Origin of the sequence: Streptococcus mitis (genome assembly GCF_047465045.1) — a bacterium.
Lineage (GTDB): Bacteria > Bacillota > Bacilli > Lactobacillales > Streptococcaceae > Streptococcus > Streptococcus mitis_DT.
In genome coordinates this window covers 40,304-53,355 of the sequence record NZ_JASHAR010000007.1, presented here as the reverse complement: position 1 = coordinate 53,355, position 13,052 = coordinate 40,304, and the positions used below count along the sequence as shown (strand labels likewise).

General features: G+C 43.9%; 16 protein-coding genes. 11 read left to right on the top strand and 5 right to left on the bottom strand.

All coding sequences use genetic code 11. The features are described from left to right. Nucleotides 1–5: 5 nt before the first annotated feature. The 9 genes from racE to yidD are packed head-to-tail and all read left to right on the top strand — an operon-like array spanning nt 6 to nt 5,721. Nucleotides 6–800: a glutamate racemase gene (gene racE / locus QM409_RS05510; RefSeq protein WP_414305200.1), complete on the top strand. Its 795-nt coding sequence runs from the start codon at nt 6–8 to the stop codon at nt 798–800. Beyond that, nucleotides 797–1,768 carry a nucleoside-triphosphate diphosphatase gene (locus QM409_RS05505; RefSeq protein WP_414305201.1) on the top strand — a complete coding sequence of 324 codons (972 nt, stop codon included), beginning with the start codon at nt 797–799 and terminating at the stop codon, nt 1,766–1,768. Before racE ends, QM409_RS05505 begins: the two co-directional genes overlap by 4 nt. After that, complete coding sequence (locus QM409_RS05500) at nt 1,744–2,265, top strand: metallophosphoesterase (RefSeq protein ID WP_001118952.1); 522 nt, start codon at nt 1,744–1,746, stop codon at nt 2,263–2,265. Before QM409_RS05505 ends, QM409_RS05500 begins: the two co-directional genes overlap by 25 nt. Then, entirely contained in the window at nt 2,262–2,723 is a 462-nt protein-coding gene (gene cbpB / locus QM409_RS05495) for a cyclic-di-AMP-binding protein CbpB (protein WP_153210088.1), read from the top strand. The genes QM409_RS05500 and cbpB overlap by 4 nt, the downstream gene beginning before the upstream one ends. Then, a complete protein-coding gene (gene xerD / locus QM409_RS05490; RefSeq protein WP_414305202.1) occupies nt 2,720–3,454 on the top strand; it encodes a site-specific tyrosine recombinase XerD in 735 nt (244 codons plus the stop codon). The genes cbpB and xerD overlap by 4 nt, the downstream gene beginning before the upstream one ends. Beyond that, nucleotides 3,454–4,182, top strand: a complete 729-nt coding sequence (locus tag QM409_RS05485; RefSeq protein ID WP_414305203.1) for a segregation/condensation protein A — start codon at nt 3,454–3,456, stop codon at nt 4,180–4,182. Before xerD ends, QM409_RS05485 begins: the two co-directional genes overlap by 1 nt. Nucleotides 4,183–4,200: 18 nt before the next feature. Then, entirely contained in the window at nt 4,201–4,770 is a 570-nt protein-coding gene (scpB, locus tag QM409_RS05480; protein ID WP_414305204.1) for an SMC-Scp complex subunit ScpB, read from the top strand. Continuing rightward, complete coding sequence (locus QM409_RS05475; protein WP_414305205.1) at nt 4,757–5,479, top strand: pseudouridine synthase; 723 nt, start codon at nt 4,757–4,759, stop codon at nt 5,477–5,479. Before scpB ends, QM409_RS05475 begins: the two co-directional genes overlap by 14 nt. Further along, nucleotides 5,479–5,721 carry a membrane protein insertion efficiency factor YidD gene (gene yidD, locus QM409_RS05470; RefSeq protein ID WP_414305206.1) on the top strand — a complete coding sequence of 81 codons (243 nt, stop codon included), beginning with the start codon at nt 5,479–5,481 and terminating at the stop codon, nt 5,719–5,721. The genes QM409_RS05475 and yidD overlap by 1 nt, the downstream gene beginning before the upstream one ends. 108 nt (nt 5,722–5,829) lie before the next feature. Here yidD and QM409_RS05465 read toward each other — a convergent pair whose 3' ends face one another. The 4 genes from QM409_RS05465 to QM409_RS05450 form a co-directional block, all read right to left on the bottom strand. Then, the gene (locus QM409_RS05465) at nt 5,830–6,795 is read right to left on the bottom strand and encodes a siderophore ABC transporter substrate-binding protein (protein WP_414305207.1); all 966 of its coding nucleotides are present in this window, start codon (nt 6,793–6,795) and stop codon (nt 5,830–5,832) included. Between the two features lie 98 nt (nt 6,796–6,893). Next, on the bottom strand, nt 6,894–7,646 hold the full coding sequence (locus tag QM409_RS05460) for an ABC transporter ATP-binding protein (protein ID WP_414305208.1): 753 nt from the start codon (nt 7,644–7,646) through the stop codon (nt 6,894–6,896). Continuing rightward, nucleotides 7,643–8,599, bottom strand: a complete 957-nt coding sequence (locus QM409_RS05455) for an iron chelate uptake ABC transporter family permease subunit (protein ID WP_414305209.1) — start codon at nt 8,597–8,599, stop codon at nt 7,643–7,645. The genes QM409_RS05460 and QM409_RS05455 overlap by 4 nt, the downstream gene beginning before the upstream one ends. Beyond that, entirely contained in the window at nt 8,589–9,548 is a 960-nt protein-coding gene (locus QM409_RS05450; protein WP_414305210.1) for an ABC transporter permease, read from the bottom strand. Before QM409_RS05450 ends, QM409_RS05455 begins: the two co-directional genes overlap by 11 nt. 236 nt (nt 9,549–9,784) lie before the next feature. Here QM409_RS05450 and pepA point away from each other — a divergent pair, with 236 nt between their 5' ends. After that, on the top strand, nt 9,785–10,849 hold the full coding sequence (pepA, locus tag QM409_RS05445) for a glutamyl aminopeptidase (RefSeq protein ID WP_084949999.1): 1,065 nt from the start codon (nt 9,785–9,787) through the stop codon (nt 10,847–10,849). A gap of 19 nt (nt 10,850–10,868) precedes the next feature. After that, nucleotides 10,869–11,165, top strand: a complete 297-nt coding sequence (locus tag QM409_RS05440; RefSeq protein ID WP_020903107.1) for an enterocin A Immunity family protein — start codon at nt 10,869–10,871, stop codon at nt 11,163–11,165. A gap of 96 nt (nt 11,166–11,261) precedes the next feature. On the opposite strand, the gene QM409_RS05435 is transcribed toward QM409_RS05440, so the two are convergent. After that, nucleotides 11,262–12,893 (bottom strand): Na/Pi cotransporter family protein, encoded by a 1,632-nt coding sequence (locus QM409_RS05435; protein ID WP_020903108.1) that lies wholly within the window; start codon nt 12,891–12,893, stop codon nt 11,262–11,264. Nucleotides 12,894–13,052: the final 159 nt, after the last annotated feature.

The window sequence follows — 13,052 nt, the reverse complement described above, 5'->3', positions numbered from 1 at the left end:
ACTGTATGGATAATCGACCAATTGGTTTTTTGGATTCGGGTGTCGGGGGCTTGACCGTTGTGCGTGAGCTCATGCGCCAGCTTCCTCATGAAGAAATCGTCTATATTGGAGATTCGGCGCGGGCGCCCTATGGTCCCCGTCCTGCTGAGCAAATTCGTGAATATACTTGGCAGTTGGTCAACTTTCTCTTGACCAAGGATGTCAAAATGATTGTCATTGCTTGTAACACTGCGACTGCGGTCGTCTGGGAAGAAATCAAGGCTCAACTCAACATTCCCGTCCTAGGTGTGATTTTGCCAGGAGCTTCGGCAGCCATCAAGTCCAGCCAAGGTGGGAAAATCGGGGTCATTGGAACACCCATGACGGTAAAATCAGACATCTACCGTCAGAAAATCCATGATTTGGATCCGGACTTACAGGTGGAGAGTTTGGCCTGTCCCAAGTTTGCCCCCTTGGTCGAGTCGGGTGCCCTGTCAACCAGTGTTACCAAAAAAGTGGTTTATGAAACCCTGCGTCCCTTGGTTGGAAAAGTGGATAGCCTGATTTTGGGTTGTACCCATTATCCACTGCTCAGACCTATTATTCAAAATGTCATGGGACCCAAGGTTCAGCTCATCGATAGTGGGGCAGAGTGCGTACGGGATATCTCAGTCTTACTCAATTATTTTGAAATCAATCGTGGTCGCGATGCTGGACCACTCCAACACCGTTTTTACACAACAGCTAGCAGCCAAAGTTTTGCACAAATTGGTGAAGAATGGCTGGAAAAAGAAATTCATGTGGAGCATGTAGAATTATGACAAATAAAATTTATGAATACAAGGATGACCAGGACTGGTATGTTGGAAACTATAGTATTTTTGGTGGTGTCCGGACTTTGAATGGTGATGACTTGGATTTTCCTCTATTGGAGTTTGCCCAAAGATTTCGAGATGAGGAACAAGGTTTTCCTGTTTCTGTGATTGTTTTACGCTATGGTTCTCTCTACCGTTTATTGTCTTTTGTGGTGGATATCCTCAACCAAGAAGCAGGACGTAGCTTGGAAGTTATCCAACGTCAGGGGACTTTGCTCTTGGTTGAAAATGGGCAACTCTTGTATGTGGAATTGCCCAAAGAAGGGGTCAATGTTCATGATTTCTTTGAGACAAACAAGGTTAGAGAAACCTTGTTGATTGCGACTCGTAACGAGGGCAAGACCAAGGAATTTCGAGCTATCTTTGACAAGTTAGGATACGATGTGGAAAATCTTAATGACTATCCTGACTTACCTGAAGTAGCAGAAACAGGCATGACCTTCGAAGAAAACGCCCGCCTTAAGGCGGAAACCATTTCTCAATTAACGGGCAAGATGGTTCTGGCAGATGATTCTGGACTTAAAGTTGATGTCCTTGGTGGCTTGCCAGGTGTCTGGTCAGCTCGTTTCGCAGGAATGGGAGCAACTGACCGTGAAAACAATGCTAAACTCTTGCACGAGTTGGCCATGGTCTTTGAACTCAAGGACCGCTCGGCTCAATTCCATACAACCCTAGTCGTAGCCAGCCCAAACAAGGAAAGTTTGGTTGTTGAAGCAGACTGGCCAGGCTACATTAACTTTGAACCTAAGGGTGAAAATGGATTTGGCTATGATCCTCTTTTCCTTGTGGGAGAGACAGGCAAATCATCAGCTGAATTAACCCTTGAAGAAAAAAATAGCCAATCTCACCGTGCCTTAGCCGTTAAGAAACTTTTGGAGGTATTTCCATCATGGCAAAGCAAACCATCATTGTAATGAGCGATTCCCATGGCGATAGCTTGATTGTGGAAGAAATCCGTGATCGCTATGTGGGCAAAGTTGATGCCGTTTTTCATAACGGCGATTCTGAACTGCGTCCCGATTCTCCCCTTTGGGAAGGCATCCGTGTTGTTAAAGGGAATATGGACTTCTACGCAGGCTATCCAGAACGTCTGGTGACTGAGCTTGGTTCGACCAAGATTATCCAAACCCATGGTCACTTGTTTGACATCAATTTCAACTTTCAAAAGTTGGACTACTGGGCTCAGGAAGAAGAGGCCGATATCTGCCTTTATGGTCACTTGCATGTGCCAAGCGCTTGGATGGAAGGCAAGACCCTCTTTCTAAATCCTGGTTCCATCAGTCAACCACGTGGGACCATCAGAGAATGTCTCTATGCTCGTGTGGAGATTGATGACAGTTACTTCAAAGTGGACTTTTTGACACGAGACCACGAGGTGTATCCAGGCTTGTCTAAGGAGTTTAGCCGATGATTGCCAAGGAGTTTGAGACTTTCTTGCTAGACCAAGAGGAAACTTTTTTGACTCCTGCTGAAAATCTAGCTGTGTTGATTGATACCCATAATGCGGATCATGCGACCCTCTTGCTCAGTCAGATGACCTATACCCGTGTTCCCGTTGTGACAGATGAAAAGCAGTTTGTTGGGACTATTGGGCTCAGAGATATTATGGCTTATCAGATGGAGCATGACTTGAGCCCAGAAATCATGGCGGATACGGATATCGTTCATATGACGAAAAGGGACGTAGCGGTTGTTTCGCCTGATTTTACTATTACGGAGGTCTTGCACAAGCTGGTAGATGAGTCTTTCTTACCGGTTGTGGACGCAGAGGGGATTTTCCAAGGGATTATTACGCGCAAATCTATCCTCAAGGCAGTCAATGCCCTCTTGCATGACTTTAGTAAGGAATATGAGATTCGATGCAAATGAGAGACAGGATTTCATCCTTTTTAGAGGAAAAGCAGGGGCTGTCAGCCAATTCCAAGCAGTCCTATAAGTATGATTTGGAGCAATTTTTAGATTTGATAGGCGAGCGGATTTCGGAGACCAGTCTCAAGATTTACCAAGCCCAGCTAGCCAATCTAAAAATCAGCGCCCAGAAACGAAAGATTTCGGCTTGTAATCAATTTCTCTACTTTCTCTATCAAAAAGGAGAGGTGGACAGCTTTTATCGTTTGGAATTAGCCAAACAGGCTGAAAAGAAGATTGAAAAGCCAGAACTGTTAGACCTAGACTCTTTTTGGCAGGAAAGCGACTATCCAGAGGGACGTTTACTAGCGCTTCTTATCTTGGAGATGGGGCTCTTGCCAAGTGAGATTTTAGTCCTTAAGGTTGCGGATGTCAATTTGGATTTTCAGGTGTTGAGAATCAGCAAGGCTTCCCAACAGAGGATTGTCACCATTCCTGCAACCTTGCTTTCAGAGCTGGAACCCTTGATGGGGCAGACCTATCTGTTTGAAAGAGCAGGGAAAGCTTATTCTCGTCAGTGGGCCTTCCGTCAGTTGGAGTCCTTTGTCAAGGAGAAAGGTTTCCCAACCTTATCAGCCCAAGCCTTGCGGGAACAGTTCATTTTAAGACAAATTGAAAACAAGGTCGATTTGTACGAAATTGCAAAAAAACTAGGATTAAAAACAGTCCTGACCTTAGAAAAATATAGATAATGGATATTAAATTAAAAGATTTTGAAGGGCCCCTAGACTTGCTTTTGCACCTGGTCTCTAAGTACCAGATGGATATCTACGATGTGCCCATTACAGAAGTTATCGAACAGTATCTAGCCTATGTCTCAACCCTGCAGGCTATGCGTCTAGAAGTGACAGGTGAGTATATGGTCATGGCCAGTCAGCTGATGCTGATTAAGAGCCGCAAGCTCTTGCCAAAGGTAGCAGAAGTGACAGATTTGGAAGATGACCTAGAGCAGGATCTTCTCTCTCAAATCGAAGAATACCGCAAGTTCAAGCTCTTGGGGGAGCACTTGGAAGCCAAGCACCAAGAACGGGCCCAGTATTATTCTAAAGCGCCGACAGAGTTGATTTACGAAGATGCGGAGCTTGTGCATGACAAGACGACCATTGACCTCTTTTTGGCTTTTTCAAATATCCTAGCCAAGAAAAAAGAGGAGTTTGCACAGAATCACACGACTATCTTGCGGGATGAGTATAAGATTGAGGACATGATGGTTATCGTGAAAGAGTCCTTGACTGGACGAGACCAGTTGCGCTTGCAGGATTTATTCAAGGAAGCCCAGAATGTCCAAGAGGTCATTACCCTCTTTTTGGCAACCCTAGAGTTAATCAAAACCCAGGAGCTGGTCCTAGTGCAAGAGGAGAGTTTCGGAGATATCTATCTCATGGAAAAGAAGGAAGAAAGTCAAGTAGCCCAAAGCTAGACTTGATAGAGAGGAAAGATGAGTACTTTAGCAAAAATAGAAGCGCTCTTGTTTGTAGCGGGTGAAGATGGGATTAGGATCCGCCAGTTAGCTGAACTCCTCTCTCTGCCACCGACAGGCATCCAGCAGAGTTTAGAAAAATTAGTCCAGAAGTATGAAAAGGACCCAGATTCCAGTTTGGCTCTGATTGAGACAGGTGGGGCTTATAGATTGGTGACCAAGCCTCAGTTTTCAGAGGTTTTGAAGGAATACTCTAAGGCACCTATTAACCAGAGTTTATCCCGGGCTGCCCTTGAGACCTTATCCATCGTTGCCTACAAGCAACCCATCACACGGATAGAAATTGATGCCATCCGTGGGGTTAACTCGAGTGGGGCCTTGGCAAAGTTACAGGCTTTTGAATTGATAAGAGAAGATGGGAAAAAAGAAGTTTTGGGCCGCCCCAACCTCTATGTGACTACGGATTATTTCCTAGATTACATGGGGATTAACCATTTGGAAGAATTACCAGTGATTGATGAGCTTGAAATTCAAGCCCAAGAAAGCCAATTATTTGGTGAAAGGATAAAAGAAGATGAGAATCAATAAGTATATTGCCCACGCAGGTGTGGCCAGTAGGAGAAAAGCAGAAGAGTTGATCAAGCAAGGCTTGGTGACGGTTAACGGCCAAGTGGTGCGTGAACTAGCAACGACTATTAAGTCAGGCGACAAGGTCGAAGTGGAAGGTCAACCAATCTACAACGAAGAAAAGGTTTACTATCTGCTTAACAAACCACGCGGTGTGATTTCCAGTGTGACAGATGATAAGGGTCGTAAGACGGTTGTGGACCTCTTGCCCAATGTCAAAGAGCGTATTTACCCAGTTGGTCGTTTGGATTGGGATACATCAGGAGTCTTGATTTTGACCAATGATGGGGATTTTACGGATGAAATGATTCACCCTCGTAATGAGATTGACAAGGTCTATGTCGCGCGTGTTAAAGGCGTGGCCAATAGGGACAATCTCCGCCCCTTGACCCGCGGACTTGAGATTGATGGCAAGAAAACCAAGCCAGCTGTTTATGAAATTCTCAAAGTGGACCCAGTTAAAAATCGCTCTGTGGTACAGTTGACCATCCATGAAGGGCGTAACCATCAGGTTAAAAAAATGTTTGAAGCTGTTGGTCTTCAAGTGGACAAGTTGTCGCGTACACGTTTTGGGCACCTAGACTTGACAGGACTCCGTCCAGGAGAATCCCGTCGTCTTAATAAAAAAGAAATCAGCCAACTACATACCATAGCTGTAACCAGGAAATAATGAAACGAATCTTAATAGCGCCTGTGCGCCTTTACCAACGGTTTATCTCACCAGCCTTTCCCCCCTCTTGTCGCTTTGAGCCGACTTGTTCCAACTACATGATTCAGGCTATTGAAAAACATGGCTTCAAGGGTGTCTTGATGGGCTTGGCTCGGATTTTACGTTGCCATCCCTGGTCGAAAACAGGTAAGGACCCCGTCCCAGACCATTTTTTCCTCAAACGGAATCAAGAAGGAAAATGAGGTTGGGCAAAAGGTTTCAAAATGATAAAAACGCATCCTATCAGGTTTGAGTGAGCTCGATAGGATGCGTTTTATCATGTAAAAGATGTTAGTTGAGTTTGAAGTAGCTTATTTCAAGGCTTTTTGAGCGTCTTCAATCATGAGTTTTGTTGATTCAAGACCGCCTCCGCTTAGATACCAGAGGTCTGGTGTGAGTTGGATAATTTTACCATTTTTAGCGGCAGGAGTTTCAGCGATGAGGGCATTTTCTAGGACGCCGTCGTTGCTAGAGTTGTCCCCACCGATGGCAAGGGTACGGTTGATGACAAAAAGGATGTCAGGATTGATTTCTTTGACACTTTCAAAGCTGACTTCTTGTCCGTGGCGAGAATCTTCAAATTTTGTATCAGTTGGCTTGAATTTCAAGGTTTGGTACAAGAAAGAGAAACGAGATTGGGCACCAAAGGCAGCCATTTTTCCTTCGTTGAGGAGAATAGCAAGGGCTTTTTTGTCAGAGCTTTCATTTTTAGTAGCGACTTCTTGGATGCTCTTGTCTAGCTTGACCAATTCTTCCTTGGCTTTCTGTGTACCAGTTTCACCAAAGGCACTTGCTAGGGATTCGATATTGGCCTTGGTAGAAGTCCAGTAGTCATCCTTGCTTGCTTGGAAAAGAACAGTCGGAGCGATTTCTTTGAATTTGTCTACGAATTTTTGGGTACGTGGTGAAGCGATAATCAAATCTGGTTCAAGAGCAGCAAGGGCTTCTAGGTCTGGCTCAACCATAGAACCAACATTTTTAACTTTTCCAGCTAGGTCTTTTAGGTAAGTAGGAACAGTTTTTGTAGGCATTCCGACGATATTCTTTTCAAAACCTAAAGCGCGAATAGTATCCGCAGTACCGAGATCAAAGGTCACAATCTTTTCAGGAACCTTTGAAAGTTTGACCTCGTCTAGTGAACTTTTAATGGTTACCTCTGTTGGAGCAGAGCTACTTGACTCTGTCTTGCTAGTGCTTGAGTTTGTACTACATGCACCAAGTAGGAGCAAGAAGCTGGCCGCTAGGGCAGTAAGATAAAATTTAAGGGATGTTTTCATGATTTCTCCTTTTTAAAATGTGATAACGATTTAGGGGTCTCTTAGATAGGCTTGTTAGCTAAGAGACTGAGGGTTCTCTAACTCGAGTTTCTGAGTTACTAGCTATAGATACAGATTTTTTTGCCATTGATATCTGCCAGCGTGATGGGAATCTCATAAAGTTGACTGAGCAGGTCAGCCTGCATGATTTGATTGGTTGTTCCCTTGCAAAAGACTTGGCCGTCCTTGAAGGCGACAATTTCATCCGCATACTGGCTGGCCATGTTGATATCGTGGAGGACGATGATAATGGTCTTGCCGAGTTCCTCCACCAGTCGCTTGAGAATCTGCATCATGCTGACGCTTTGCTTGATATCGAGATTATTGAGTGGTTCGTCTAGTAAGATAAAGTCCGTATCCTGGGCCAGTACCATAGCGATAAAGACGCGCTGGAGCTGGCCTCCAGATAGGCTATCGATGTAGCGGTCTTTTAAGTCTGTCAGTTCCAGATAGTCCAGAGTTTCTCGGATTTTTTCCCAGTCATCTGCCCTCAATCGACCTCGACTGTAGGGAAAACGTCCAAAACTGACCAGTTCTTCAACAGTCAATTTGGCTTGGTAATTGATTTTCTGTTTTAGGATAGTCAGTTCTTGGGCCAGTTCTTGCGAATTCCAACTCTCGATTTCAAGGCCTTTGATACTGAGAATTCCCTGATCTTTCTTAGTCAGTCTGCTCATGATGGAGAGGAGAGTTGATTTCCCAGCACCATTGGGACCAATGAAGGCTGTCAGTTTCTGAGGACTGACTTCAAGGGTAATGCCTTGCAAAATATCCTGTTTTTGAATGGATTTGTCAATGTTTTCCAGTTTCACCGACGCGCCCTCCTGTAAAGTAAGATAAAGAATAAGAGACCTCCAACGCTCTCAATAATCATGCTGATGCGAATTTCCAGAGCAAAGACTCGTTCAATCAGGGCTTGCCCCAAGGTCAAACTGATAAATCCAATCAGAATGGTTACGATAAAGAGCAACTTGTGTCGATAGTCTTTGACGATTAGGTAGGTGAGGTTGGCCAGCATAAAGCCGAAGAAGGCCATAGGCCCTACCAAGGCAGTGGCCGTTGAGGTCAAAAGTACGATGCCCCATAGGAGCTCTCTCTGTTCTTTTTCAACGTCGAGTCCCAATATCTGAGCTGTTTCTCTTTGCAGATGCAAGACATCCAGAATGACTGCTTTTCGAAAGAAAAAGATGGTCAAAGCGAGGATGATTAGAGAACCGATGGCTAGGATGGAAGTGTTGAGATGCTGAAAGGAGGCAAAGAGACTGTTCTGCAGTTTATCGTATTCATTTGGATCCATCAGGACTTGGAGGAAGGTACTGATATTTCGAAAGAGACTTCCGAGCGCTAGACAGATCAGCAGAATGAAGACTAGGTCTTGCTTCATCAGCGTCTTCAAGTAGCCTTGTAAGGCGAGAAAGAAGAGGGATTGAAGCAAAAGTAAGACTAGGAATTCTAAGACAGGAGACTTTCCAAGCTGTAGAAATTTGTTTTCAAAAACTAGTAGCAGGGTTTGTAGTAGGACATAGAAGGACTCGATTCCCAAAATACTTGGCGTCAGGAAGCGATTTTCCGTCAGGGTTTGAAAACTAATGGTCGAAATCCCAGTCGCGATTGCTACCAAGAGATAAACGATGATCTTTTGGGAACGCAACTTCCAAGCAAAGGCAGACAGGTGGGTGATGGGCCAAAAGTAGAGGAGACAAGCTCCGACGGCAAGAATAATGAGAAGGCAGAAGAGCTTGCTATGTTTGCTTTTAGACAGCATCTTTTTGTCCCCCTCTCCATAGAAGTAGGATAAAGACGAGGCTGCCGATGATTCCTAGCAAGAGACTGACAGATAGCTCATAGGGTCGGATCAAGACTCGAGATAGGATATCGCAAGCCAGAACTAAATTGGTACCGACCAGTGCGACCATGAGTTTGGTTTGACTCAAATTATCTCCATAGTGCTTGCGAACCAGATTGGGAACGATGACTCCAAGGAAAGGTAAGCCACCCACGGTAATTATGGTGACACTTGTCGTTAGCGCAACCAGAAAGAGGGCCAGTTTTTCAAGTAGGGAGTAGGAAATTCCCAAACTTTCACTGGTTTCCTTACCCAGATTCATGATGGTAAAGGTTTGGGACAATTTCCAAACGGCAATCAGGATAATGAGGCCTAAGAAGAGCCACTCATACTGATGGGTCTGAATCATGGAGAAGGAGCCCTGGGTCCAAGCGGTCATACTCTGAACCAGATTGAAACGATAGGCGATAACTTCTGTCACAGAACCGATAATTCCGCTGTAAATGATCCCAATCAAGGGTAGCATCCACCTTTCCTTTACGGTAAAAATAGTCATAAAGGCCAGAAAGAAGAGGGTAAATAAGATGGATGAAACAAAAGCAAAGAGCATCTTTTGGGTCAGACTAGCCGACGGAAAGACAAAGAGGCTCAGTACCATTCCTAGTTTGGCGGCTTCAGTCGTTCCAACAGTGCTTGGAGCAGCAAACTGATTTTGGGTAATAGTCTGCATGAGGAGCCCTGCCATACTCATACTAGAGGCAGTTAGGAGAATGCTAATCGTCCTTGGAAGACGTGACTCTTGAAAGAGGAGCCAGGTGTCATGATCCAGAGCAAAGAGTTTTCCCCATGAAAAATCACTGGTCCCAATGCTAATAGAGAGAAAGACTAGGAGTAGAAGTAAGCCAATTAAATAATGAGAAAGTTTCATACCCAGTCCTTTCATGTAGATTTGGTATCGAAAGATACCTGCGGATATTACTGTAACACGATTTCTTTAATCTGTCAATAAATTTTCTGACAATTTAATGTAAAAAGAAAGAAAAATTCCTGAAATAATATCTGCCCCTCTCTTTTATTGGAAAACTGGGTAAAAACCAATCCACCTTCCCGCTATCCTTCTCCTATAAAAAGTGGTAAAATGGATGAAAGAAAGAAGGAACTGAAATGACAACATTATTTTCAAAAATCAAAGAAGTAACAGAACTTGCTGCAATCTCAGGTCATGAAGCACCTGTCCGTGCTTATCTTCGTGAAAAGTTGACACCGCACGTGGATGAAGTGGTGACAGATGGCTTGGGTGGTATTTTCGGAATTAAACATTCAGAAGCTGCAGATGCACCGCGCGTCTTGGTCGCTTCTCACATGGATGAAGTTGGTTTTATGGTCAGCGAAATCAAGCCAGATGGTACCTTCCGTGTGGTTGAAATTGGTGGTTGGAATCCTATGGTAGTCAGCAGCCAACGTTTCAAACTCCTGACTCGTGATGGTCGTGAAATTCCTGTGATTTCAGGCTCTGTTCCTCCACATTTGACTCGTGGTAAGGGAGGACCAACCATACCTGCTATTTCAGATATCGTCTTTGATGGTGGTTTTGCGGATAAGGCTGAGGCAGAAAGCTTTGGCATCCGTCCTGGTGATACGATTGTCCCTGATAGCTCTGCTATTTTGACAGCAAATGAAAAAAATATCATTTCAAAAGCTTGGGACAACCGCTACGGAGTTCTCATGGTGAGCGAGTTGGCAGAATCTCTGTCAGGTCAAAAACTTGGCAATGAACTCTATCTTGGTTCTAACGTCCAAGAGGAAGTTGGTCTTCGTGGTGCCCATACTTCCACAACTAAATTTGACCCAGAAGTTTTCCTAGCAGTTGATTGCTCACCAGCAGGTGATGTTTATGGCGGCCAAGGCAAGATTGGGGATGGAACCTTGATTCGTTTCTATGACCCAGGTCACTTGCTTCTCCCAGGTATGAAGGATTTCCTTTTGACAACGGCTGAAGAAGCTGGAATCAAGTACCAATACTACTGTGGTAAAGGCGGAACAGACGCTGGCGCAGCTCATCTGAAAAATGGTGGTGTCCCATCAACAACAATCGGTGTTTGCGCTCGTTATATTCATTCACATCAAACCCTCTACGCTATGGATGACTTCTTAGAAGCGCAAGCTTTCTTGCAAGCCTTGGTGAAAAAATTGGATCGTTCAACAGTTGACTTGATTAAAAATTATTAAACTTAAGGAGGTGGTAGGGATGGTAGAACCAAACCTAGAAAGCCTTATAAAAGATCTTTACAATCATGCTCGCCATGATTTGAGTGAAGATTTAGTTGTTGCTCTCCTAGAGACTGCTAAAAAACTGCCTACTACAAATGAGCAATTGCTGGCAGTTCGTCTCTCAGGCCTGGTCAATCGTGAATTGCTCCTTAATCCCAAACATCCGGCACCTGAGTTGCTCAACTTGGCTCGCTTTATTAAAAGAGAAGAATCCAAGTACAGAGGAACTGCGGCTTCTGCGCTTATGTACGGGGAGCTCTTTAAAATGCTTTGATTCCATTGTGAATCAAAGCATTTTTCTATATGGTAGAAGAGTAATTCTTGATTAGGAGAAGAAAAAGCCATCCCATTTAGGATAGCTTCTTGGATCTTAGATTTGTTCAGCGATGACCTTTTCAGCTAGATTCATAGCGTGGTCAGATACACGAGTATAGTGGGAAATGATGTCGATAAAGTTGACCCCAGCTTGTGTTGAACACTCACCCTTGTTGAGGCGTTTGATGTGGGTCTTTCTGAGAACACGTTCCATATTGTTGATTTCTTTATGGCGTTCAATCAGACTTTGAGCTTTTTCAATATCATTGTTTTCCACGCTATCAAGAGCATCCTTGATGAAGCTAGTGGTTTTTTGATAGATATCAGCTAATTCTTGTAAAGCAGCTTCAGAAAACTCAACATTTTTACGTTGAAGATAGTCAGTTAGATTGATTAGGGCTTCTGCGTGGTCCCCAATCCGTTCCAAATCACGGGATGAATCCAGGATGTTGGTGAGCACTTCGCTTTCTTTCTGGCTAAGGGCTTCACTTGAAAGAGTAATAAGGTAACGAGTCAATTTTTCATCAATGGTATTGATGGCTTCTTCTGTCTTGTGGCCTTTTTCAGCTACCTTTTCATTAAGGTCAATGATGTAGTTGTATGAAAGGTCAAAGGCTTTAGAAGCATAATTTCCCAAGTGAAGGAGTTCTTTTTTGGCATTTCCGAGAGCGATTGATGGAGCTTGTTTAATCAAATGCTCATCAAGATAAAGTGGCTCGTACTTGACAACTTCATCTTCACCAGGGATGAGCTTGGTTACAAAGTAGGCCAAGGCTCCGATGAATGGAAATTGGATAATAGTATTTGTGATATTAAAGGTTCCGTGGGCGAAGGCAATGGTCATTTCTGGAGCCAGATTGAGTGTAGATTCAAACCATTGAATCAAGCCAGTGAAAGGTACAAGGAAGACAATACAGATAACCGTACCAATCACGTTAAAGGCAACATGGGCACCAGCAACACGTTTGGCAGCGATATTGGCTCCAAGAGAAGCAATAATAGCTGTAATGGTCGTTCCGATATTATCACCAAACAAGACTGGTAGGGCACCTTGTAGATCAATCAAACCACTTGCGTAAAGATTCTGTAGGATACCGATAGTTGCGGAAGAAGCTTGAATGAGTAGGGTTAGTCCAGTTCCGACAAAGACACCGAGAATAGGACTCTTACTTAGTTCAACCATGTAGTCTCTAAAGACTTGCAGGTCTTTTAGAGGCTCCATTGCACCGCTCATAAGATTGAGAGCGAAGAAGATACCACCTACACCAAAAATGATACGTCCGATGTTATTGATAGAGCGATTCTTGGTGAAGAAGAGACAAATCGCTCCGATGAAAAGCATTGGTAAGGCGTAATCTCCTAGCTTAAAACCGATGATAAAGGATGTAACGGTAGTTCCAATATTGGCACCCATGACAATACCGATAGCTTGACGCAAGGTCAAAAGTCCTGCGCTGACTAGCCCCACTGTAATGACTGTGACCCCAGAACTTGACTGAATTAGCGCCGTCATACCGATACCAACTAGCACACCGAAGAACGGATTGCTAGTGTACTTGTCAATGTAAAAACGAAGGCGATCTCCAGCAGCTTGTTGCAAACCGTCTCCCATGGTCTTGATACTATATAAGAATAGTCCCAGACCACCTAAAAAGTGAAATAAAATTTCCTGCCAATTAATGGACATTTCTTTTTCCTCCGAAAAATAATAACGGAATTTCTCCTATTCTATTTTAAAGGATAAAAGTAAATCTAACAAGTGTTAAGCTAAGATTTTAGAAAGAAAATTCGTTAGAAAAAGCAAAAATAATATACTCTAGCATGCCACAAAGATTAAATATCGAAA